This window comes from Terriglobus aquaticus (assembly GCF_025685415.1).
Lineage (GTDB): Bacteria > Acidobacteriota > Terriglobia > Terriglobales > Acidobacteriaceae > Terriglobus > Terriglobus aquaticus.
This window is the reverse complement of the sequence record NZ_JAGSYB010000001.1, coordinates 2,211,530-2,233,944: the sequence shown is the minus strand read 5'-3', so window position 1 is coordinate 2,233,944 and position 22,415 is coordinate 2,211,530. Positions and strand designations below refer to the sequence as shown.

The window sequence follows — 22,415 nt, the reverse complement described above, 5'->3', positions numbered from 1 at the left end:
TGGCCCTTGCACTCACGGTTGCAAGCTGCAAAGCAGTTTTGTATTGTGGGAAGCCTTGAACTCTTTGTTCGTTACACGGAACGTGAGTTCAATCTGCCGGGCGGGGTGCAGAGTTCGGGGAACACGTTCCCGACCGCCGTTCCGGCTCTTGTTAGGGCAGTACAAGCAGCGATGTCGGGCTATCCGATAAGCGCGGGAGAGATCGGCACTATGGACAACAAGCCGGCCCAGAATATCCAGGACACCTTTCTAAACACGGTGCGCAAAGACAAGAGCGCGATCACCATCTACCTGGTCAGCGGTGTAAAGCTGACGGGCAAGATCCGCTCTTTCGATAAGTACTCCGTGCTCCTGGAAAACAACGCGCAGGAGCAATTGATCTTCAAGCACGCCATTTCCACGGTGGTGAGCACGCGCGGGCACCACACGCACAGCGGTCCGCCGCTGGCTCGTGGCGAAGGCGCGGCGCCGCAGGACAACACGCCGCCCACCAGTCCCACAGGCGTTTAGGCGTGGCGACCGCTCGCATCCCGTCGCGCCGCCGCTCCGCTGCGCGCGAAGGAACGCGGCTGGAAACTGCAGCTTCACATGCTGATACCGGCGGACACACCACGGCGATCGTGGAAGACCGCGCCGTGCTGGTAAGCGTGGAGCTGACCGGCGAACGCCGCAAGCTGACCCATGCGGCCGCGCTGGCCCGCCGCTCCGCTTCGTTGCACGCCAATAGCCTGGACGAGGTGGACGAGCACGATGCACCGGTCGAAGCCGAAGCTCCCGATCTTGACTTCGAAGCCGCGCTCGCTGAGTTCCAGGAACTCGCGACGTCTGCCGGAGCGCACATCGCCGCGACGCTGACCCAGCGGCGTCCTCGCGCGGAAATCAGCACCCTCATCGGTCCCGGCAAGGTGGAAGAGGTCGAGGCCGTGGTGCAGTCCACGGGCGCCAACCTCGTCCTGTTCGACCACGACCTCACGCCCTCGCAAACGCGCAACCTGAACGACCTGTTGCCCGTTCGCGTGATCGATCGCACGCAGTTGATACTGGACATCTTTGCCCGCCACGCCCGCACCCGCGAAGGCCAGTTGCAGGTAGAGCTGGCGCAGTTGGAGTACCAGTTGCCGCGGCTGGCGGGTCGCGGCAAAGCGATGTCGCAGCTGGGCGGCGGCATCGGCACGCGAGGCCCCGGTGAAACCAAGCTGGAGACCGACCGCCGCCGCATCCGCGAACGTATCGACCGGCTGAAAGCGCAACTGGAGCAGGTGCGCCGTAACCGCCGTCAGCAGCGTCAGCGGCGCGAGGCTGTACCCGTGCCTACGGTCGCGCTCGTCGGGTATACAAATGCGGGGAAGAGCACGCTGTTCAACGCGCTAACCGACGCCGGCGTGCTAGCCAGCAGCCGCATGTTTGCCACGCTCGATCCCAAGCTGCGCCACCTGTCTCTGCCGTCGCGCCGCAAGGTGCTGTTGAGCGATACGGTCGGCTTTATCCGCAACCTGCCACACACGCTCGTCACCAGCTTTCGAGCCACGCTGGAAGAGGTGGAACGTGCGGAGCTGCTGTTGCACGTGCGGGACGCGTCTTCGCCGATGAATGCCGAGCAGAAGGCCCAGGTGGAGGCCGTGCTCTCGGAGCTGGACGTTGCACAGACGCCGACGCTGCAGGTTTTCAACAAGATCGACCTGCTGAGTGAGCCGGAGCGCGAAATCCTGCTTGGCTCGCTGGGTAAGGACGCCATCGCGGTCTCCGCACGAACCGGAGAAGGCTTGGACCGGCTGACCGCGGCCATCGAAGATCGGATCGGCGGCGCCGAGGCCCCGGATCCGACCGCTACCGCTTACTTCCGCATCCCCCAGCGCGAGGGCCGCACCATCGCGGCGCTGGAAGGCGGAGCCTTCCTGGAGAACAAGCGGTTTGAGGGCAACCTGATCTATTTCACCGCGCGTGGCCCGTCCTCGCTGCTGCAGCGCTATCGCCGCTTCCAGGTTCACGATGCGAGTGCGTTGCCGGAGACGAGCCCCGAGGAGCGTCCACGCTACCGCACCGCCCACGGCTGATTCTGCAAACGCCGCATGACGTCTACCGCCGCAGGTAGGCGTCGTCGCCCGTGATCCAGTCCTGGCGTGGCGGGGTGAACACATCCAGATCGACCGTGCGTTCCAGCGCCTCAGCGGAATGCGGCACATTGCCCGGAATGACTAGGACCTCGCCCGCGCGCACCACCCGCTCCTCCCCACCCACCACGAACCGCAGAGCACCTTCCAGGATGTAGCTGATCTGTTCGTTGTGGTGGCTGTGTTCGGGCACAACGGCGCCCTTCTCCAGGACGATACGGGCGAGCATGGCACCGTCTCCGGTGACGAACTGGCGGGCGATCGTCGGGCTCATCTGCTCCAGCGGCATGGTGTCAAAGCTGTACTGTTGCGTGGTGGCGCGGCTTGCGATCTCGCTCATGCGGATGAGCCTATCGCAATCGGGTGCGCACTGGTTCCATTCCTGCACGCAACCCTCGGCCAACTGCAGGCTCTGCGAGCGCGGCACCGGGCGCGCACCCTACGATAGGGTTATGGATCTGCATCTGCAGGGGCGCGTTGCCGTAGTGTGCGGCGCAAGCAAAGGCATCGGGCTGGCAATCGCGCAGGCGCTTGCCGCGGAAGGTGTGTCGCTGGCACTGTGTGCGCGAGGTACCGACGCATTGAAGGAGAGTGCCGATGCAATCCGTGCGAAGTTCGGCGTAGAGGTCGAGCAATGCGCGGTGGACGTGCGGGACGACGGCGCTCTGCGGGCCTTTGTGCAATGGGCGGCGGCGCACTTCGGGCGGCTCGATATCGCTGTACCGAATGCCGGCGGGCCTCCGGCAAAGAGTTTTCTTGAAACCACAACCGCCGAGTGGGACGCCGCCTTTGCCTCGAACCTGCGCTCGGTCGTGGCCATTGCGCAGGCGGCCATTCCGCATATGCAGCGCGGCCGCTTCGGCCGGATCGTCGCCGTCACGTCGTACACGTCCAAGCAGCCGGCACCGGGGCTGGTCATCTCCAATGCCTTGCGGCCCGGCGTTGCGGGACTGCTACGCAGCTTGAGCAATGAGTTCGCGAAGGACGGCATCACCGCCAACGCAGTAGGGCCGGGCTACGTGGACAGCGAGCGCACGCGCGAGGTTCTGCGCGGACAGGCGGCCCTGCACAGGACGAGCTATGACGATGCCGTGGCGAGCGCGGTCGCGGGAACGCCGTCTGGCCGCATGGCAACGCTGGAGGAGGTCGCGGCCACCGCGGTCTGGCTTTGCTCCGCGCAAGCGGCAAGCACCACCGGGCAGACCATCCTGGTCGACGGCGGCAGCTATCGCGGCCTGTAAGCGCGCAAAAGCTGCGTAGGAGATCTCGCAGGCATAAAACAAGCCGTCGCTCGGGGGAGTGGAGGTGGGTCCCGGGAGCGGCGGCTTGTCTGGCCCTGAGTCGGGCCGAGGAATAACTTCAGTGTACGCCGGTCGCGGCCGTATGCCAGCCAAACCTTGCGATGGCAGCGCCAATTCGCGGCGCGGTTGGGGAGTGCTATGCGCACCGGGCTGCCGGGCAACGTCCAGCCACGATAACCGTCTGCCCGAGGCGGCGTTTCATTGCCGCTCCAGGGCTGCTCTGCTATAAAAGAGGGGTTGCCGCGTCCCGCGCCGGCTCCTTCCGGACAGCTTCCTGAAACGCGGGAACAACGCCCTAAAGACATTCCATGCAAGAGATTCTGAATCAACTTGGCGAACTTGTGCTCGGTTCCATCCCGACGGTTTGCTTCTTTTTGCTGCTGCTGCTGGCGTACTCCGCGCTGGTAAAGCGCCCGCTTGCGAAGGTTCTAGCCCAGCGCCACGCCCGCACGGGCGGCGCCATGGACGAGGCGAACCGCGCCATTGCCGCCGCAGAAGCCAAGTCGGCCGACTACGAGCAGCGTCTTCGCGAGGCCCGTGGCAAGATCTTCGAGGCGCGTGCTGCCCGGCAGAAGGCGAATGCCGACGCCCGCGACCATGCTATTGCTGCAGCCCGCGAGCAGGCACAGCGGTCCATTACGGCTGCCCGGGATTCTGTTACCGCCGCTGGCGACCAGGCTCGCCAGCAGATTGAGTCCGGCGCCGACGCGCTTTCCGATCGCATCGTCGCGGCCATTCTGCCGCACCGGGCACAGCAGGGTTACGGGGTGCAGGCATGAAGCTGAAGTTTGTCGCGCTTGCAGTTCTGTCCGCCGCTCTGGTCACCATCAGCCCGGCCCACGCGCAGCGCGTTGAGGGCACGACGTCGTCACCAGCGGCTCCTTCCACGGCCTCCGGGCAGCGGGCAGAACCCACCTCCGCCCTGAATGGTACGGAGCCTGCGGAGAAGAAGGACGCGGCTGAGGCGCTTAAGGAGCCCTCGCCCGTGGTGAAGAAACTGGGCGGCATGATGGGCATGTCTCCCCAGGCGGCGCAGACGGCGTTCAACTGGCTCAACTTTGCCGTTCTGGCCGGTGCCATCCTGTACGCCCTGGCGAAGGCCCTGCCGAAGACCTTCCGTGCCCGCACGGAAGGCATCCAGAAGCACATTGTGGACGCGCGGGTAGCAACGGATGCCGCCAACGCCCGGCTGAGCGCGGTGGAGGCTCGTTTGTCCAAGCTCGACGACGAGATCGCCTCGATCCGCGCCGAAAGCGAGCGTGAGTCGGCCGAAGAAGAAGCCCGGACGAAGCAGCACATCGCGGAAGAAACAGAGCGCATCCTGAAATCCGCAGAGCAGGAAATCGCAGCCGCTTCCGCACAGGCGCAGCGCAATTTGCGCGCCTATGCCGCGGGTGTTGCGGTCGATCGCGCCGCCAGCCGGCTCGAGATTTCCGACGCGGACGATCGCGCCTTGATCCAGAACTTCGCCGCAAAGCTCGGCCAGGGGAGCACAAACTAAATGGCTGCCTTTGAGCTTCGCTACGCACGCGCATTTCAGCAGGTCGCCCAGGCGCAGGGCCTGAACAACGACCAGGTTCGCCAGCAGCTCGCGGACTTTTCGTCCACGCTCCATAACAGCCGCGAACTCCGTGAGTTCCTCTCCAATCCTTCGCTCGAGCAGCACGACAAGCTCAAGGTGCTCGACGCCGTGGCTGGCCGCATCGGCATCGACAAGACGGTCCGTAACTTCCTAGCCGTTCTGATGGACCACGAGCGTCTTGGTTCGCTGGACGACGTCGTCGCGGAGTACCAGGCGATGGCAGACGCTGCCAACGGCGTTGCCGAGGTCGAGATCGTTTCGGCCAAGCCGCTGGCGGAGGACGAGCGCAACCTGCTGCAGTGGAAGGCCGGAGAGCTTGCCGGGTCCAACGTCCGCGTGCGCTGGAGCGAAGACGCCAGCCTGCTGGGCGGCGCAGTGATCCGGCTGGGCTCGCGAGTGTACGATGGCTCGGTCCGCGGTCAATTGGAACAGATGAAAGAGCATTTGGCCGGAGCGTAAGCGCCGCCAACCAGCCCCGGGCTGGTGAAACGCAAGAGATTCGCAACACGCAAGGGCAGTACGCAAGGAAAGAGCAAAGGAATCATGGCACAGCTCAAGGCAGACGAAATCACCGAACTGCTCCGGCAGCAGATTGAGAACTACGAGACCAAGGTGGCAGTCGACGAGGTCGGCACCATCATCTCGCTCGGCGACGGCATCGCGCGCATTCACGGCCTTGACAAGGTCATGGCCGGCGAACTCATCGAGTTCCCCAAGGGCGTTTCCGGCCTTGCCATGAACCTGGACGAAGACCAGGTCGGCGCGGTTCTGCTGGGCGACTTTACCGAGATCAGCGAAGGCGATGAGGTTAAGCGCACCGGAAAGATCATGAGCGTGCCCGTGGGCGATGCCCTGATCGGCCGCGTGGTCAACGCGCTTGGCCAGCCCATAGACGACAAGGGGCCGATCGACACGCCGCACTCCCTTCCGGTAGAGCGTCTCGCTCCCGGCGTCATCGACCGTAAGTCGGTGACCGAGCCCATGGCGACCGGCCTGAAGGCCATCGACACCATGATCCCGATCGGCCGTGGTCAGCGTGAGCTGCTGATCGGCGACCGCCAGACCGGCAAGACCGCCATCGCTCTGGACACGATCATCAACTCGGCCAAGAACGACCTGATCTGCATCTACTGCGCAGTCGGCCAGAAGCGTTCGTCCGTGGCGCAGGTGGTGCAGACCCTGGAGCAGTACGGCGCCATGGCATACACGATCGTGGTTGCCGCGACCGCGTCCGAGCCGGCTCCGATGTCGTACCTGGCACCCTATGCCGCGACCGCAATGGGCGAGTACTTCCGTGACAACGGCAAGCACGCGCTGATCATCTACGACGATCTGTCGAAGCACGCTGCGGCGTACCGCGAGATCTCGCTGCTCTTGCGCCGTCCGCCAGGCCGTGAGGCGTACCCCGGCGATGTGTTCTACCTCCACTCGCGTCTGCTCGAGCGTTCGTCCAAGGTGTCCGACAAGCTGGGCGGCGGTTCGCTGACGGCTCTGCCGATCATCGAGACGCAGGCAGGCGACGTGTCCGCGTACATCCCGACCAACGTGATCTCGATCACCGACGGCCAGATCTTTGTGGAAACCGATCTGTTCAACTCGGGTATCCGCCCCGCCGTCAACGTCGGTCTGTCGGTATCGCGTGTGGGCTTTGCCGCGGCGACCAAGGCGACCAAGCAGGTGGGTGCAACGCTGAAGCTCGATCTGGCGCAGTACCGCGAACTCGCTGCCTTCGCGCAGTTCGGTTCGGATCTGGATCCTGCAACGCAGAAGCAGCTCAACCGTGGCCAGCGCCTGGTGGAGATTCTAAAGCAGCCGCAGTTCCACCCGCTCACAGCGGCGCAGCAGGTCAGCATCATCTTCGCCGGTACGAATGGCCTGCTGGACGATGTTGATGTGAAGCAGATTCAGGCGTTCGAAAACGGCTTCCACCAGTACATGGGCACTACGGGCAAGCAGGTCCTGGACGACATCGCGACCAAGAAGGCCCTGGACGACGACATCAAGAAGCGGCTGACCGACGCCGTGAACGACTACAAGAAGTCGTTCGTGGATGCGAACAGCACAGACAAGCAGCCGGCACTGGCGACGGCATAAGAGGACGAGATGAGCGCAGCGGCGATTGCGTTGACGTGGACGGCGGGGCTTCTGGTTGGGTTCCTTCTGCCGACCGTGTTCTTCCTTCGCCGACAGGTGCAGTCGCTCCGCTCGCGTCTCGCTCAACTGGAAGCAGTCGCCGAAAGCCAGGACGCCCGGTTGTTCGTTCTGGAAGAGGAGCTTCGCTGGCTGTCAGCGAACGGCACCGAAAGCGGAGAGACGGTTCCAGAGTTCTAGGCGGCAAGCCGTCCTGAAAGTGCTCGAAAGTTTTGATAGAGGTCGAGGTGCGGCGAACGCGCCTCGAAGAGAAGCAAAGTCGATAGATGGCAAACGTACTGGATCTCAAGCGGCGCATCCGCTCCGTAAAAAACACGCGGCAGATCACCAAGGCCATGAAGATGGTGTCGGCTGCCAAGCTGCGTCGTGCGCAGGAGCGTGCCATGCAGGCGCGTCCCTACGCGCAGATGCTGGCCAACGTGCTGCAATCGCTGGTGCGCCGCGCCAACCTGTATGGCGAAGGTGCCGACTCCGCCACTGCCGGTGACCTGCACGCCCTCCTGGTCGAGCGCGAAGAGAAGACCTCGCTCGTGCTCGTGGTGGCAGGTGACAAGGGTTTCGCAGGCGCCTTCAACGCGAACGTCGGCAAGGCAGCGCAGAAGTTCATCGACTCGCGCCATGGTCACGGGACCGACCATTGCGTCGACGTGGAGACGGTCGGCCGCAAGGCGCGCGATTACTTCAAGCGCCGCTACCCGGAAGCGACTTGGGAGCACATCGACCAGACCTACGACAACGGCCTGTCCCACCACATCGAAGACGTCCGCCACCGCAACCATCCGGTCGAGGTCACCTACGACCGCTCGGAGCTGCTGGCCAAGCTGGACTTTGTGGAGGTCGACAAGGCAGCGCACTCGATCATCGACCGATACGAGCGCAGCGAGATCGACGCCGTCTACCTGGTCTACAACGAATTCAAGTCGGTCATCGCGCAGCGCGTCGTCGTCGAGAAGCTGCTGCCGATTCGTAAGCTGGGATCGCCGGAGATCACCGCTCTGGACGAAATGACCGAAGAGCAGAAGGAAGCGGCCGGACGCGCCGCGGCCGAGTCGGGCATCTCGCTGAACACCCCGGAAGAGACCGCGCAGGAGAAGGAAGCCAAGACCTTCGGTACGGCCGACGTCGATTACACCTACGACGAGGATCCGGCCAAGCTGTTCCGCCACCTGCTGCCGCGCTATGTCACGACGCAGATCTATCACGCGCTGCTGGAGTCCGCTGCTTCCGAGCACGCGGCCCGCATGACCGCAATGGATTCGGCCAGCAGCAACGCCAGCGACATGATCGACTCGCTTACGCTGACCATGAACCGGGTCCGCCAGGCAGCGATCACCAAAGAAATCATCGAAATCGTTTCAGGCGCGTCGGCGCTGTAAACCGCACCACGCACAAAGAGAGAGTTATGGCAGAAAACGTAGGCAGAGTCATCCAGATCAGCGGCCCCGCCGTGGACGTCCAGTTCGACGAGCATCACATGCCGCCGATCTATCAGGCGCTCCGCATCACCAGCGAAGGCTTCGACATTCCCAACCCGCTCTCCGTCATCGTTGAGGTGCAGCAGCACCTGGGCGAGGGCCGAGTGCGTACGGTTGCCATGGAAGCAACCGAAGGCATGGTGCGAGGCATGAAGGCTGTCGATACCGGCGGCCCGATCATGGTTCCCGTGGGCCGCGAAACCCTGGGACGCGTGCTCAACGTGATCGGCGAGCCGGTCGACCAGCTGGGCCCGGTGCAGACGTCGGCTCGCGCTCCGATCCACCGCCAGGCTCCCGCATTTGACGAGCAGGCCACCTCGGAAGAGATGTTCGAGACCGGCATCAAGGTCGTCGACCTGATCCAGCCCTTCTTGAAGGGCGGCAAGATCGGTCTGTTCGGCGGCGCCGGCGTGGGCAAGACGGTTCTGATTCAGGAGCTGATCAACAACGTCGCCATGCAGCACGGTGGCTTCTCGGTGTTCGCCGGCGTCGGCGAGCGCACCCGTGAGGGCAACGACCTCTGGATGGAGTTCCAGGAGTCGGGCGTGATCGATCCGCACGATTGGCGCAAGTCCAAGGCCGCGTTGATCTACGGCCAGATGACCGAGCCTCCAGGAGCGCGTCTGCGCGTGGCGCTGACCGGCCTGACCATCGCGGAACACTTCCGCGACGTGGAAGGCGCGGATACGCTGCTCTTCATCGACAACATCTTTCGCTTCACGCAGGCGGGTTCTGAGGTATCGACGCTGCTGGGCCGTATGCCGAGCGCCGTGGGTTACCAGCCGAACCTGGCGACCGAGATGGGTCAGCTGCAGGAGCGCATCACGTCGACCAAGAAGGGTTCGGTCACCTCGGTGCAGGCCATTTACGTGCCCGCCGACGACTTGACCGATCCTGCTCCGGCAACGACGTTTGCCCACCTGGACGCGACCACCGTGCTCAACCGTGCGCTCACGGAAATCGGTATCTACCCGGCCGTCGATCCGCTGGCTTCCACCTCGCGCATTCTGTCGCCGCGCGTTGTGGGCGACGAGCACTACAACACCGCCCAGGCCGTGAAGGGTATTCTGCAGCGCTACAAGGACCTGCAGGACATCATCGCCATCCTGGGTATCGACGAACTGTCGGAAGAGGACAAGATCACGGTGGCCCGCGCCCGCAAGGTGCAGCGCTTCCTGTCGCAACCCTTCCACGTGGCCGAAGTCTTCACCGGCAACCCCGGCAAGTACGTCAAGGTGGCCGACACCGTTCGTTCCTTCAAGGAAATCATCGAAGGCAAGCACGACGACATCCCGGAGCAGGCCTTCTACATGAAGGGCGGCATCGAGGAAGTCATCGAGGCGGCCGAGAAGATGAAGGCAAACGCCTAAGAACCGTTGTTCGTTGCTCTCGTTGTTCGCGGCAGGTATGCGTGAACAGCGGGAGCAGCGACCCTAACGAGAGCAACACGAGAACCGATCTATGGCAGACACAACTCCAACCTCCGGGCAGCTGATCGTTCGCATCGTCACGCCCGATCGCGTGTTGATCGACACCACGGCCGACGCGGTCGAGCTTCCGGCACTCTCCGGCTACATGGAGGCGCTCTACGGCGCGGCTCCGCTGCTCGCCGAACTGGGCGCCGGCGAGGTCCGGCTGCACGGCGGACAGTCTGCCGACGCCAAGTTCTTCGTGGCATGGGGATTTGTTGAAGTTCTGCCGGAGCGCGTCACGATCCTCGCAGAGACTGCGATGAAGCCGCAGGAAATCAATGCCGCACAGGCCCAGCAGGACCTCGCCAAGGCGCAGGAAGACTGGAACCAGGCCGGCGACGACTCGGAGAAGTACGAATACGCCCGCGCCGAAATCCGTGTGGCCGAAGAAAAGATCGCGGCAGCGAACGACCGGTAGTACCGGACGGACATTCCACCGAAAGAGCCGGGGCTTCATGCCTCGGCTCTTCGCATTTGTTGAACTCGACCGAGTTGGCCCATGCGCGACCAATTGCGCGACCACTTCCTACCACTGGTGCTCCGTCCCACGCACAATTCGCCCTGCCCCGGAGTACATTCAGGGGGAGATCTGCGTCCATGCTCCAGGCGAGTTCCCGTATGCGAAGGCTTTCCATCTGCAGGTACGCGGTGATCGGCGCGCTTCTGGCGGCTAGCGGTCAGGCGCAGAGCACCACCGACACGATCTATCACCTGCACGGGGCGGTGGTGAACGGCGCTACGGGGCGTCCTATCGGTCGGGCCCTGGTTGTCTCCGCCGACCGGCGGCTTGCGACCATGACCAACTCTGAGGGCCAGTTCACGCTCGATGTCAGCGTCCCGGCAGCGCAGGCGGCGGCGCAGACGGGCACGTCCCAGCCCACCACGTCTGGCGGGCCGGGTGGGATCACGCTCTATGGTTCCACCTCGGGAACGTTGGGCAGCAGCGTGGTCCTCATGGCGCAGCGTCCGGGCTTCCTCCGATCCCGGGGCGGGGTCAATGTCGCGCTCGACAGTACGGCAAGCACCCGCAACGTGGTTCTGCGGCTCATGCCTTCGGCCAGCATTCGCGGCAGCGTCTCGGTGAGCGGTGCGGAGAGTTTTCGCGGGCTGCGAGTGCAACTGCTGCGCTACTCCGCGCAGGATGGCCGGCCGGGCTGGCAGTTTGCGGGGGCGCACCCTGTCGCGGAAGACGGAACCTTTCACTTCATCGATCTGCAACCGGGCGACTACACACTGGCTACTTCGGAGTGGTCTCCGGGCGGGTTCAATAGCTCGGCGGCAGTCACGCAGCAGTACTCCCCGGTGTTTCTGGGAGGCACCGCGACCCTCGACGTTGCGACCAAGCTGCACCTGGTTGCGGGACAGTCCGTGCCCGCCAACCTGCATCTGCGAGCGGTGCCGTACTACAGCATCAGCATCCCGGTGCAGGGCCTGCCACCCAACGCGAACGCGAACGTGACGGTTGCGTCGGGAGTGGGAGTTCCGCTGTACCAACTTGGCTGGAATGCACGTAACTCCGCCGTGGAAGGCGCGCTGCCGGACGGGAACTACACCATCTCCATCACCGAGTTCGCAGCGCAACGCTCCGCGGCACAGGTTCCGTTGCACGTAGCGGGAGCACCCGTGGTGCACGCTCCCGTGGGGCTCACACCGTTGCAGTCCATCCAGGTACTTGTGCGCGACGAGCGGACCAACGTGGGCAGCAATGGGTCCGCTACGGTGACGTCCATCGCGAGAGACTCGACACCCGGAGCGACACCGGGCTTTTTCCTGTCCGCACGCAACGAAGAGCCGATGATGGGGAGCATGGCGACCATGGAAAACACGCCGGAGGGACCGATGCTGCGCAATGTGGTTCCAGGTCGCTACTACCTGCAGGGCGCCGAGATGGGCCAGGGCTACATCGCCTCGCTCACGTGCGACGGTGTTGACCTCTTGACGAACGCGCTGGTGGTGAACGACTCGGGCCACACTGCACCCATCCAGGTCACGTTGCGCGATGACGCCGGCACCGTCTCCGGCACCGTGGACCTGAACACCGCAGGAGTGCAGGCTGCGCGTATCTTCATCCTGCCCACGGACGGATCGGGTCACGTGGTGTACGGGTTTGCCGCGGGCACGGGCAGGTTTGAGGTGAGCAATGTGCCGCCCGGGTCGTACCGCGTTCTGGCCGTTCCGGCGGACCGCCCGGACACGCTGCCGTACCGCGATCCGCAGGCCATGCGGCCCTTCGCCTCGCGCGGCGGAGCGGTGACGGTCATGGCGGGGCAAACGGCGCAGGTGCAGGCAGAGCTGGTCGGCGCCGACGGAACGGACCTGCCATGAAGCGAATCTCCGCCCCGCAGGTCGATTTGCTTTGGCACCTGTCGTTGCGCCGTGCAGTTTGCACGGCCGCACTTGTGGGTCTCCTGGTGTGCGGCTCGAACTCCGCAGGGCAGCAGGGCATTACAACGGCGCGAACCGCACCGGCTGTCACGGCGCAGGGGCAGCTACTTGCCGGGCGGGTGGTCAGCAGCGTGGATGGTCATGGCATCCCCAATGCCCAGCTCACGCTGGCACCCCAGGTGCGCAACGGTCGACGGTCGGCGCAGGCGGCCGCCAATCAAACGGCGCAGACGGATGCCGAGGGCCGCTACTCGCTGCTCGCGCCCGGCGCGGGCCGCTACACGCTGCGTGCGACGGCGTCCGGGTATCTCGGCGCGTTCTACCTGCAGCATGAGAATCTCAGCTCGGCTATTGTGACCGGCGCAGAGCTGCCCACGGATCACCTCGATTTCAACCTGGTGCCCGAGGCGTCCCTGCACGGCCGCATCCTGGACGACACCGGCGAGCCGGTTCGAGCCAACGTGATGCTGTATCGCGATACGAGTGACGACCCGCTGCCCGTCAGCACCGGTGCCGACGGGGCCTCGCGCATGCGGATTGCCAACTCGCAGCAGACCGATGAGGATGGCCAGTACGATTTCACGAACGTGCGGCCGGGGCGCTACTACGTGGCGGTGACGGCGACGCCGTGGTACGCCGTCCATCCACAGGTGCAGGCGAACGAGGACCGGCTACCGTACCGCACCTCCATCGATCCTGCGCTGAACGTGGCGTATCCGACCACGTTCTATCCGCATGCGACGACGGAGCAGGGCGCCGCTCCCATCGCTCTGAAGCCGGGCAGCCGGGCCAGCGCGAACATTGTGCTGCAGGCCGAGCCTGCGCTCACGCTTACGGTGCAGATGCCGCCGTCAGATGGAGCTCCCCAAGGTGGAAGGCAGCAGTTTCCCATGCTTTTCTCAAGGACATTCGGAACCGATCAGGGGGCAGGCTCGGTAACCTCCAGTCGCGTCGGCGATACCGTCATCCTGTCGGGACTTGCGCCCGGGCAGTACACCTTGCGGTCCATGGGACGTGTTGGAGACTCGGCGTCAGGGCTTCCTGTCAGCCTGTCTTCCGGCCCGGCGACCGTCAGTCTGCCGGTCAGCGGAGAAGGCTCGACCAGCTTGGACCTAACGCTGCGTAGTGTGACAGGCGCGACCCTCGACGGCGCCAACGTACTCCTTCGCCGCCCCGGCAACGGTCGATTCCCCCAGGACCTTTCGCCCGGCAAGGTGGAGGGAGGTGTGGCTCATTTCGCCGACGTTCCGCCAGGGCAATACCGCGTCGTCGTGCAGCAGGAAGGGGAGACCTGGAACGTGAACCGGCTTTCCGTCGGTGGCAAGGCAGTCGCTTCCAGGCTGCTGCGCGTCGATGGCGGCACACCCGGGCAGGTGGAGGTCACCGTTGCGCGCTACTCCCCCGAGGTCGACGGCGAGGTTCACGCACGCGACGGCCATGTCCATCCGGGATCGCTGGTCGTGCTTGTGCCCGCAGGCGCGGATACCAGCGAAGACCTGTTCCGGGCCGATCAGAGCGATCTGGACGGGGGCTTTCAGTTCCTAAACGTGCTGCCGGGCAATTACCTGTTGATCGCGCTGGACAATCACTGGAAGCTGAACTGGCGCAAGACCGCCGAGCTGATGCCGTACCTGCCGCAGGCCCTGCCGGTCACCGTGCCGGCCAGCGGAACGCCGGTGATCCGGCTCGCCGACCCGGCGATCGTCCAGCAGAATTAGGCACATCGCCGCCCCCATTGTGTATCGTGAGGCTTGTTCCACCTTCGCCCTGCTGCCCATGCTCGCTTCACTCGAAACCCGGTACAGCATGTTGACGGACGTGGGCCGTGTACGGGCGAACAATGAAGACGCTTGCGGTGCCAACCCTGAGACGGGCAGCTATGTGGTGTGTGACGGCATGGGCGGGGCGGCCGGTGGCGAGATCGCTTCACGCGAGACCGCAGCGTCATTTCTGGCGGAGCTGAAGCAGCGCTTCTCCGGCGAAATCTCCGCCCACGACCTGGAGCAGGCTGTGAGCGCGGCCAACCGGACCGTATATGGCATGTCTACCCGGGACCGCCGTCTGCGCGGGATGGGCACCACCCTGGTTGCGTTGCAAACGGTTCCCCAGCGCGGCAGCGTATGGGTTACGCACGTCGGCGATTCGCGCTGCTACCGCATCCGGGCCGGAAGCATCGAGCGCCTGACCGGCGATCACTCGGTGGTGGAAGAGCAGATTCGGAACGGAGAGATCACCGAGGCGGAGGCCCGCCGCTCCCACCTGCGCAACGTGATCACCCGCGTAGTGGGGTCGCAGCGGGAGGTGGCTCCGGAGTGCGCCGAGCACCCCTGCCGTTCCGGCGACCTGCTGCTGTTGTGTACGGACGGCTTGAATCGCGACCTCTCGGATGCCGACATTTTGAGCATCGTGGAGCGCCACCGCCACAACCTGGATCACGCCGCCCGCGTTCTGGTGGACGCCGCGAACCTGCTGGGTGGCGGAGATAACATTACCGTGCTGCTGCTGGAGGTGGTGCGCTGCGGGGATCCGGCAGCGGAGCACAACGGCACGCGCGGCGAGGATCACGATGGCAGCAAGCTTTCCGGCAATGCCGACCGTGTCACGCGCATGTCGTCCATTCTGCGCACCCACGGGTCTGGCACCTAGAGCGGCAGCGGTCCTGCAGCGGCGTTCCGCGCCACGCATCTGAACAAGCGAACAGGAGAGAGAAGAGCATGGACACGGAGTTGTATTTCGAGGATTTCCACCTGGGTCAGAAGTTCCAGTCTGCCGAGCCGGTGCGCGTGTCCGCCAAGGAAATCATGGAATTCGCCGAGAAGTACGACCCGCAGCCGTTCCACCTGGACGAGAACGCGGGTAAGAGCAGCTTCTTCAGAGGCCTAGCGGCCAGCGGCTGGCTCACTGCGGCTATCGTCATGCGCATGCGTGTGGACACGATCCGCGTCCACGGCGGCATGATCGGCGCCGGTGTCGAGGAGATTCGATGGACCGAACCGGTGCGCCCCAACGATCAGCTCCGCACGGAGACGGAGGTCATCGGCTTGCGGCGCAGCAAGAATCGCCCGGAGCTGGGCCTGGTCACCATCTACACGCTTACGCTCAACCAGCGGGATGAGGTGGTGATGAAGAGCACAGTCAAGTTCCTGGCGCCGCTGCGCAGCAACGATTAGGCGTAAATGTGCCTGGGAAGCACTGATCCTGGTTCGCTTTTCCACGTTACTCTTCAGTAAACTAGCCCAATGATGCGGATGACAGTGCTCGCCTCGGGGTCCAAAGGCAATAGCGCTGTAATCGCCTCCTCGCGCACTCGCATTTTAGTTGACGCTGGCCTTTCGTGCCGCGAATTGATGCGGCGCATGCACCAGGTGGGCGAAGATCCGTCCGGCCTGGACGCCATTCTGATCACGCACGAGCACGCCGACCACGTCAGTGGACTCCCGGTGCTGGCGCGTAAGCTGAACATTCCGGTGTACTTTACCGAGCAGACGCATCGCGCTTGGGTGCGCCAGATGACCCCCAAGACCACCGTCAGCTACAAGCAGTGGCTGGAGCAGCAGCGTCGCGAGAAGCAGGAACGGCTCGAAGCGCAGGCACTGGCTCATCAGATTGCCACCATGCCCGGGGTGCTGAACGACGCGCCGGACGATCATTTCTTCCTGAGCGACGCTCCGACTGGTGAGATTCCAGAGTTCGTCGCTTCTGCCGCGGAGCATGGGGAACCGCTGGCGGCGAGCGCCGTCCACGTTCATGCGGAGGCGGAAAGGCTGCCCGATCTGCCGCCGAGGCTAGGCAACGCGAGCACGACCCCCGACGCGACGACCGATCCTGCCAGCGCGCTGGCAGCCGCCGCCGAAGACGACCTGTGCGAGGACACCAGCAAGGCTCTGCGGGAGAGTATCCGCCAGAATCCCAGCTTCCTGCCGGCCGTCGAGTACTTCCAGGCGGGCCGGCATCTGGCGATCGGGGACATCGACATCACACCCTTCACCATTCCGCACGACGCCGCCGACCCCTGCGGTTTCGTCTTCGCGGCGGAGGGGCTGCGCATCGGATTTGCAACCGACCTCGGCTACATGCCGCCCAACGTGAAGCTGGCGCTGCGCAACTGCGACATCCTTCTGCTGGAATCGAATCACGACCTGGAGATGTTGCGTGACGGGCCGTACCCGTGGAGCGTAAAGCAGCGCGTGCTGTCCCGGGTCGGTCACCTGTCCAACGATGCATGCGCGGAGTTTCTGTTGCGCGACTACGACGGCGGCGCGGCCTACGTGGTGCTGGCTCACCTGTCTGAAAGCAACAATCAACCGGACCTGGCGCGGCGGGCGGCAGAAGCCGCTGTGGGCGATCGCCTGAGCCTGCTCGGCAATCGCATCCTGCTGGCACCGCAGGCAGAGCCGCTCGCGAGCCTTTGTCTCTAGAAATGCCTGTGACCAACGAATCACCGGAGAGGCCCAGGGCCGCATCCTTGACTGGCTTTGGAGAGTCAAACTCTCGTAAGATGAATGACGTGACGATGAATCAGAGCACGGCCAAGCCCGCTGGGTATCTGCAGGATGCTGCCGCGCGAAGCGCCACCGCCGCTCTGCTGGGAACGCCCGAGGGATGCAACGACCAGGTGGTCGGCACCATTCTCTCCGGCTGGCGCTATGACTTGTCGGAGGTGTCGCCCGCAACGCGCACTGACTACGAAGCACATTTGCTGGACTGCTATCACTGCCGCGCGCGCCAGCGCCTGCACCGCACCATCGATGTGGTGCTGCTGGCGCTCTTTACGCTCAGCTTCTTCGCCTTCCTGCTGGCCACCGCGATTATTCACCGCGCGCCTTGGGGCCAGACCGCCTTGGCCAGCCTGCACACCGCCCACCTCTCGTTTGCGGTCACGCTGCAGACGGTCGCGCTCGGCGGTCTGCTCTTCAGCCTGCTGCTGTGGATCATGGTCGCTCTCATGACGCCTGCGCCCATGCTGATCCACAACACCGTGCAGCAGCGTCGCCTGGCAACCGGCCGGCAGCGGCTGTAGGCCATTCGGGCCTCCGCAGCGCGAACTTTCGCATCCGAGCCGGATAAGCGTGAACTCCCTGAACTCATCGGAACCGGGCCACCCCGAATCGGCCGTGCCGGAACGCGAGTTTAGCGGCTTCGCTGCTCCCGTCCCCACCTACCCTACCGGCCAGCCGGTCACAGCGCCCCAGCAACTACCCGGCCGCCGGCAAGCCTCCTTCCGGGTGGAGCGCTTTCTCCGAGCGCCAGCCACCTACGTCCTCCTGGCAGCGAACATCGCCGTTTTCCTGTGGATGGTCCTGCACGGGGTAAGCGCGCAATCTCCCACGGAGTATCAGTTGATCCGTTTCGGCGCCAACAACGCCGAGTTTGTCGTCCTGGGAGGGCAATGGTGGCGCATCCTGACCGCCATGTTCGTGCACGTGGGAATGGTTCACCTGCTGACCAACATGTGGTGCCTGTGGAACCTGGGGCTCCTGGGCGAACCGCTGCTGGGCTTTTTCGGCATGATCTCGGTTTACCTGCTGACCGGAGCGGCGGGGAACCTGCTGTCGGTGGCCACAGACGTCTGGTTTCGCAACTACGGCATCGTGGGTGCCGGCGCGTCCGGCGCTGTATTTGGCATTGCCGGCATCCTGATTGTCCTGCTGTCGAACCGTCGGCTGGCTGAGCCACGCAACGGCCGCGGCGGCGTTCCCCTGGCGGAACTGCACGCGCTACGCCGCTCGGTGATCAACTTCGCCGGGATCAATCTCCTGATCGGGCTCGGGTCGGCTTTTCAGAGCTTTCTGCCCATCCACATCGACAACCGGGCGCATCTGGGCGGCTTCATCTGCGGTCTCCTGCTGGGTGTACCGCTGCTGAGCGCGATGACGCTGGGGCGGCAACGTTACCTGGAACGCCAGCGGCTGGTCTTTGGAGCCTCCGCTCTCATTCTGGTGATGATTGCGAAGTTCGTCAGAGGGCTAGCCTAGTCTGTTCTCCGGGCACCAGTTCGGGGCGTCTTTGAGGAGTACATGACGCAAAAGAAGGCCCGCCGATCTGGCGGGCCTTCCTCATTTTCCTGGTCGTCCTGCACTTCGGCTTAGGCGTTCTTGCCCTTCAGCATGTCCAGCGCCTTATTCAGCTGCTCATCCACGATCACCGGCTGCTTGCCCTGAGGCAGCGATGGCTTGCTCGCATTCACCGTCTGCGAGGCATTGCTCACCTGGCTATCGGTCGAGTCTTCGTCCTCGTCGTCCGCGCCCGCAGCGGCCTGATCGCCCATGTCCTGGGCCACCAGAATGTTCGGCACTACGCCCTCGTCCTGCAGCTTCTTGCCAGCGGGGGTGTGGTACTTGGCGACGGACAGGATTACGGCAGAGCCGTCCGGCATCTCGAAGGTCTTCAACTCACTGCCTTGGCCAAAGGTCTTCTCGCCCACCACGTCGGCACGCTTGGAGTCCAGCAGTGCGCCGGCCACCAGCTCCGCAGGTCCGGCGGTGCCGCGATTCACGATCGCCACCAGGGGCGCCGAGCTGTTCACCGATTTGCCCGGCTCGGCCGTAAACGTCTGCCGGTTGAACTTCTGCCCTTCCAGCGTTGCCAGCGTTCCGTTCTTGATGAAGAGGTTCGCCAGGCGCAGGCCGTCCGCCTCAGTGCCTGTCGACACGTCCCGCAGATCCAGCAGCACCTTTTTCGTATTGGTACGGTTCATGGCCTTCAGTTTCTGCTCGATCTGCTGCACGTGGTCGCGATCGATGATGGCAGGCTTCAGGTACAGGATGCTGTTCTGTTCGTAGAATGTTTCCGCCACCGGAACCGGCTGCAGGTCGCTCAGCGTCAACTGCATCTTCTCAGGCCGCGAGTGACGGGGACGGATGACAAAGAGAGTCACGTTGGTGCCCGGCTGCCCTGCCAGCTTGTTCTGGATGCTGGCAACGGACAGGTCGTGCGTGCTAATGTCGCCGATGGATTCGATCACGTCGCCGTCGTTCAAGCCGGCCTTGTCCGCGGGGCCGCCGTTCACGGTGCTGACGATCACGGCATAGTAGCCGCGCTTGGCCACCGTCATGCCCAGCGTGCCTTTGCCGAACACGTTGGCCTTGTACAGCTTGTACTCGTCCGCCGGCATGTAGCTGGAGCTGGAATCGAGCGTTTCCACCAGGCCGCGCAGGGCGCCCGTGGTGACCACCGCCATCTTTGGCTCTTCCACGTAGTCCGACTGGATGTGCTGCAGGACCTCGCCGTACACGTGGATCTGACGGTACGCGCCTTCTTTATCGGATCCGGTGGCGGCGTGGACCCCGCTCAGGTTCGCGCCCAGAAACACGGTCAACAGCAGCGCGGCAGAGACGGCAAGTAACGAAATCTTCAACGATTTGGGCACAGAAACGGCACCTCAGGCAAAAGCGGCAGAACGCACTGCGGTATTAGACGCCGCACGCTTCCGGATAGCATACGCCTGTTCCCGCCGCCCGTTGCGCCCCACGCAATCGCGCTACGACGGAGCGCACTGTACATCGACTGCGAACCTATGCTGTCGCAGCGAGACGACAAAGCGTGAATTGCTGAAGTCAACCGTTTGTTGGTCTTTCGCTGCGTGTCAAATGCTGGTGAATTCAGCGTTCGGAATGGGCCTGTCCCATTGAAGGCGCACGAGGCTCATGCGCTACTGATCTCACTTGATCCGGCAAACAGGAGCAGAGAGAGAATGTCAGGGCGCATTTGGTTCAGGAAAGCTTTGTCCACAGTCGGCATGGCGGCACTCGTCGCCAACAGCACAGGGATTGTCAGTGCGGCTCCTTTGCCGCCCGCAGCAACGCAGGCTTCACCGCAGCCGCAACTGACCCTGCAGCAGAAGATCGCTCTGCTGCAGACGCATGTGAAGTACGTGTTCGTGATCTTCCATGAGAACGAGTCGTTCGACCATTTCTTCGGTACCTTCCCCGGTGCGAACGGCTTGTATTCCGCGCCCGCCGGACTTACTGCCGCGAACCAGACGGCTAACTTCACCCAGCGTTACCTGGATACGTCGCTAAACACCGTGACGCAGACGCCCTTCCTGATGCCGCAGGCAGTGCAGGTAGGCGGATACGGCAGCGGCGGCGCGCAGCGGCAGATCTATCCGGCTGACCTGGTCAGCGTGGATCACAGCCACCAGGGCATGGCCAACGATCTGCACCTGAACGGCACCGTCGCAGCGAACGACCGTTACGCGATGAACCAGGAAGGCCTGACCACCGACGCGAACGGCAACATCGTGAAGTCGAACGGCGCGGCACCGACCTCCGTAACTCTGGCGCAGAAGCAGCAGGCTGAGACCGACCTGAGCCATCTGGACTGCGACACCATCCCGTTCATGTGGTCATGGGCGAAGAACTTCGTTCTGTTCGACAACTTCCACCAGACGACCGTCGGCCCCTCGACACCGAACGCGATTGCCATCATCGCCGGCCAGAGCGGAGAGACCCAGTGGGCGGAGCACCCGAACGAAGCACCAACCATCACCTATGCAAATCCTGCCTTCCCCAACGTGAAGGGCGCGACGTACTCCGGTCCCACTGGCAACAGCAACGCCTATGTGCCGATCATCGCGGACCCGGGACCGTTCCCCGGATCGCTGAAGGATCCCAGCGCCGTCAAGCCGCCCTATAACTTCGACGAGAGCGCCTCAAACCCCTCGCTGAACCTGACGTTTGCCACGCTGCCGCTGTCGTTCATGGGGCAGACGATCGGTCAGACGATTCAGGCGGACCAGAACCCCAAGGCCGACCTCGCCGACGTGCAGCACGACGTGTTTACCATCGCGGCGAAGAACCAGGCCGTGCCGTGGGGCTGGTACCAGCAGGGCTTCAACGGCAACGACGCGCCCGACCCGTACGAACCGCAGGGCACCGGCACACCGAACCCGACCAACAACCCCGGCCTGTACACCGGCTACGTGTTGCACCACAACGGACCGCAGTACTTCGGCTACCTGGCCGACAACACCAAGGTGCTCAACAACAACCTGCACGGCGCCGCGGACTTCCTCAGCGCCGTCAACAACCGGACGCTGCCGAACACCGGTGGAGTCTTCTACCTGCGCGGCGGTTACAGCAACAACCAGGGCCTGGTGCCGGTTGATCCCACGCCTGGCATTCAGCACGCCTTCATCGGTAACGACGATCACCCGGCGTACTCGGACCACCAGATTAGTGAAGGGTTTGCGGCGCAGGCGATCAGTGCCATCGCGGCCAGCCCCTACTGGAGCCAGAGCGCCATCATCATCACGTATGACGAGACGGATGGCTTCTACGATCACGAGCAGGTGAAGCCGCGTACGGTGCTGGCCGACGGTAGCATTCTGGACGCGGGTCCGCGCATTCCAACACTGGTGATCTCGCCGTGGTCGCTGCAGGGAAGCATCTCGCACCAGTACAGCGAGCACGGTTCTCTGATCAAGTTCATCGACGAGCTCTACAACTTGGTACCGCTGGCGAACCTGCCCGACGAGGCGCATGCGCGTGCTCTGGGGCAGGCGAACCTCGGCCAAGCAAACCTCGGGCCATCCGACGATCCCAACAATGCCTTGGGCGATCTGACGGAAGCGTTCGACTACGCGCGCATGCAGAACAACTCGCCAATCGACCCCTTGGTGGCCTCGTTCTCGCCAATGCAGATCAACACGCTGCCGCACCTGGCAACCGCTGGCTTTTCTCCGAACGGCTACACCAACGGTGCTTGCCAGGCCATCGGTGTGCTGCCCACGGACTTCGTCTCCGCGGCGGCATACCAGGCGGGAATCCCTACCGACCCGTATCCGCTGGACGTGAACCCGCGGCCATCACAGTCGCCGGGAACACCGACTTCGACGACCTGGGTTCCGTAAGAGCGCAACCGCTCACCCCAGGCCGCGCAAGCCACACGCCAGCAAACGAGGAGGGCAGGACGATCACATCGTCCTGCCTCTCCAC

General features: G+C 64.0%; 20 protein-coding genes and 1 pseudogene. 19 read left to right on the top strand and 2 right to left on the bottom strand.

Annotated elements, in window-relative coordinates; translation table 11 throughout:
- The first annotated feature begins 210 nt into the window (after positions 1-210).
- Positions 211-510 (top strand): RNA chaperone Hfq, encoded by a 300-nt coding sequence (hfq, locus tag OHL12_RS09425; protein ID WP_263413569.1) that lies wholly within the window; start codon positions 211-213, stop codon positions 508-510.
- 2 nt (positions 511-512) lie between these two features.
- Positions 513-2,054, top strand: a complete 1,542-nt coding sequence (hflX, locus tag OHL12_RS09420; RefSeq protein ID WP_399261294.1) for a GTPase HflX — start codon at positions 513-515, stop codon at positions 2,052-2,054.
- Positions 2,055-2,076: 22 nt separating this feature from the next.
- On the opposite strand, the gene OHL12_RS09415 is transcribed toward hflX, so the two are convergent.
- On the bottom strand, positions 2,077-2,451 hold the full coding sequence (locus OHL12_RS09415; RefSeq protein ID WP_263413568.1) for a cupin domain-containing protein: 375 nt from the start codon (positions 2,449-2,451) through the stop codon (positions 2,077-2,079).
- Positions 2,452-2,563: 112 nt separating this feature from the next.
- On the opposite strand from OHL12_RS09415, the gene OHL12_RS09410 reads away from it, so the two are divergent.
- From OHL12_RS09410 to OHL12_RS09335, 16 genes and pseudogenes are all read left to right on the top strand, one after another.
- A complete protein-coding gene (locus OHL12_RS09410; protein ID WP_263413567.1) occupies positions 2,564-3,352 on the top strand; it encodes an SDR family oxidoreductase in 789 nt (262 codons plus the stop codon).
- Positions 3,353-3,720: 368 nt separating this feature from the next.
- The gene (locus tag OHL12_RS09405) at positions 3,721-4,191 is read left to right on the top strand and encodes a F0F1 ATP synthase subunit B family protein (protein WP_263413566.1); all 471 of its coding nucleotides are present in this window, start codon (positions 3,721-3,723) and stop codon (positions 4,189-4,191) included.
- Positions 4,188-4,913, top strand: coding sequence for an ATP synthase F0 subunit B (locus tag OHL12_RS09400; protein ID WP_263413565.1), 726 nt, complete (start codon positions 4,188-4,190; stop codon positions 4,911-4,913). The genes OHL12_RS09405 and OHL12_RS09400 overlap by 4 nt, the downstream gene beginning before the upstream one ends.
- Positions 4,914-5,453, top strand: a complete 540-nt coding sequence (atpH, locus tag OHL12_RS09395) for an ATP synthase F1 subunit delta (RefSeq protein ID WP_263413564.1) — start codon at positions 4,914-4,916, stop codon at positions 5,451-5,453.
- A gap of 84 nt (positions 5,454-5,537) precedes the next feature.
- The gene (gene atpA / locus OHL12_RS09390; RefSeq protein ID WP_263413563.1) at positions 5,538-7,088 is read left to right on the top strand and encodes a F0F1 ATP synthase subunit alpha; all 1,551 of its coding nucleotides are present in this window, start codon (positions 5,538-5,540) and stop codon (positions 7,086-7,088) included.
- Positions 7,089-7,097: 9 nt separating this feature from the next.
- A complete protein-coding gene (locus OHL12_RS09385) occupies positions 7,098-7,325 on the top strand; it encodes a hypothetical protein (RefSeq protein ID WP_263413562.1) in 228 nt (75 codons plus the stop codon).
- A gap of 86 nt (positions 7,326-7,411) precedes the next feature.
- Positions 7,412-8,521: a F0F1 ATP synthase subunit gamma gene (locus OHL12_RS09380; RefSeq protein WP_263413561.1), complete on the top strand. Its 1,110-nt coding sequence runs from the start codon at positions 7,412-7,414 to the stop codon at positions 8,519-8,521.
- Positions 8,522-8,547: 26 nt separating this feature from the next.
- A complete protein-coding gene (atpD, locus tag OHL12_RS09375; protein WP_263413560.1) occupies positions 8,548-9,990 on the top strand; it encodes a F0F1 ATP synthase subunit beta in 1,443 nt (480 codons plus the stop codon).
- Between the two features lie 91 nt (positions 9,991-10,081).
- Positions 10,082-10,510 carry an ATP synthase F1 subunit epsilon gene (atpC, locus tag OHL12_RS09370; RefSeq protein ID WP_263413559.1) on the top strand — a complete coding sequence of 143 codons (429 nt, stop codon included), beginning with the start codon at positions 10,082-10,084 and terminating at the stop codon, positions 10,508-10,510.
- Positions 10,511-10,710: 200 nt separating this feature from the next.
- A complete protein-coding gene (locus tag OHL12_RS09365) occupies positions 10,711-12,417 on the top strand; it encodes a carboxypeptidase-like regulatory domain-containing protein (protein WP_263413558.1) in 1,707 nt (568 codons plus the stop codon).
- Entirely contained in the window at positions 12,414-14,195 is a 1,782-nt protein-coding gene (locus OHL12_RS09360; RefSeq protein WP_263413557.1) for a carboxypeptidase regulatory-like domain-containing protein, read from the top strand. Before OHL12_RS09365 ends, OHL12_RS09360 begins: the two co-directional genes overlap by 4 nt.
- A 19-nt stretch (positions 14,196-14,214) precedes the next feature.
- Positions 14,215-15,123, top strand: coding sequence for a PP2C family protein-serine/threonine phosphatase (locus tag OHL12_RS09355; RefSeq protein WP_263413556.1), 909 nt, complete (start codon positions 14,215-14,217; stop codon positions 15,121-15,123).
- A 56-nt stretch (positions 15,124-15,179) separates the two neighbouring features.
- Positions 15,180-15,647 (top strand): annotated as a pseudogene (locus OHL12_RS09350) (MaoC family dehydratase); the annotation flags it as partial.
- 69 nt (positions 15,648-15,716) lie between these two features.
- A complete protein-coding gene (locus OHL12_RS09345) occupies positions 15,717-16,895 on the top strand; it encodes an MBL fold metallo-hydrolase (RefSeq protein ID WP_263413554.1) in 1,179 nt (392 codons plus the stop codon).
- A gap of 95 nt (positions 16,896-16,990) precedes the next feature.
- The gene (locus OHL12_RS09340) at positions 16,991-17,497 is read left to right on the top strand and encodes a hypothetical protein (RefSeq protein ID WP_263413553.1); all 507 of its coding nucleotides are present in this window, start codon (positions 16,991-16,993) and stop codon (positions 17,495-17,497) included.
- 49 nt (positions 17,498-17,546) lie between these two features.
- Positions 17,547-18,452 carry a rhomboid family intramembrane serine protease gene (locus OHL12_RS09335; protein ID WP_263413552.1) on the top strand — a complete coding sequence of 302 codons (906 nt, stop codon included), beginning with the start codon at positions 17,547-17,549 and terminating at the stop codon, positions 18,450-18,452.
- A 110-nt stretch (positions 18,453-18,562) separates the two neighbouring features.
- On the opposite strand, the gene OHL12_RS09330 is transcribed toward OHL12_RS09335, so the two are convergent.
- Entirely contained in the window at positions 18,563-19,846 is a 1,284-nt protein-coding gene (locus OHL12_RS09330; protein WP_263413551.1) for a S41 family peptidase, read from the bottom strand.
- A 354-nt stretch (positions 19,847-20,200) separates the two neighbouring features.
- On the opposite strand from OHL12_RS09330, the gene OHL12_RS09325 reads away from it, so the two are divergent.
- A complete protein-coding gene (locus OHL12_RS09325; RefSeq protein ID WP_263413550.1) occupies positions 20,201-22,330 on the top strand; it encodes an alkaline phosphatase family protein in 2,130 nt (709 codons plus the stop codon).
- Positions 22,331-22,415 lie beyond the last annotated feature (85 nt).

What these genes read in the sequence shown, in the direction of transcription:
- hfq (WP_263413569.1), top strand. Translation starts at nt 211, where the DNA reads ATGGACAACAAGCCGGCCCAGAATATCCAGGACACCTTTCTAAACACG.
- OHL12_RS09415 (WP_263413568.1), bottom strand. Translation starts at nt 2,451, where the DNA reads ATGAGCGAGATCGCAAGCCGCGCCACCACGCAACAGTACAGCTTTGAC.
- OHL12_RS09410 (WP_263413567.1), top strand. Translation starts at nt 2,564, where the DNA reads ATGGATCTGCATCTGCAGGGGCGCGTTGCCGTAGTGTGCGGCGCAAGC.
- OHL12_RS09405 (WP_263413566.1), top strand. Translation starts at nt 3,721, where the DNA reads ATGCAAGAGATTCTGAATCAACTTGGCGAACTTGTGCTCGGTTCCATC.
- OHL12_RS09400 (WP_263413565.1), top strand. Translation starts at nt 4,188, where the DNA reads ATGAAGCTGAAGTTTGTCGCGCTTGCAGTTCTGTCCGCCGCTCTGGTC.
- atpH (WP_263413564.1), top strand. Translation starts at nt 4,914, where the DNA reads ATGGCTGCCTTTGAGCTTCGCTACGCACGCGCATTTCAGCAGGTCGCC.
- atpA (WP_263413563.1), top strand. Translation starts at nt 5,538, where the DNA reads ATGGCACAGCTCAAGGCAGACGAAATCACCGAACTGCTCCGGCAGCAG.
- OHL12_RS09385 (WP_263413562.1), top strand. Translation starts at nt 7,098, where the DNA reads ATGAGCGCAGCGGCGATTGCGTTGACGTGGACGGCGGGGCTTCTGGTT.
- OHL12_RS09380 (WP_263413561.1), top strand. Translation starts at nt 7,412, where the DNA reads ATGGCAAACGTACTGGATCTCAAGCGGCGCATCCGCTCCGTAAAAAAC.
- atpD (WP_263413560.1), top strand. Translation starts at nt 8,548, where the DNA reads ATGGCAGAAAACGTAGGCAGAGTCATCCAGATCAGCGGCCCCGCCGTG.
- atpC (WP_263413559.1), top strand. Translation starts at nt 10,082, where the DNA reads ATGGCAGACACAACTCCAACCTCCGGGCAGCTGATCGTTCGCATCGTC.
- OHL12_RS09365 (WP_263413558.1), top strand. Translation starts at nt 10,711, where the DNA reads ATGCGAAGGCTTTCCATCTGCAGGTACGCGGTGATCGGCGCGCTTCTG.
- OHL12_RS09360 (WP_263413557.1), top strand. Translation starts at nt 12,414, where the DNA reads ATGAAGCGAATCTCCGCCCCGCAGGTCGATTTGCTTTGGCACCTGTCG.
- OHL12_RS09345 (WP_263413554.1), top strand. Translation starts at nt 15,717, where the DNA reads ATGATGCGGATGACAGTGCTCGCCTCGGGGTCCAAAGGCAATAGCGCT.
- OHL12_RS09340 (WP_263413553.1), top strand. Translation starts at nt 16,991, where the DNA reads ATGAATCAGAGCACGGCCAAGCCCGCTGGGTATCTGCAGGATGCTGCC.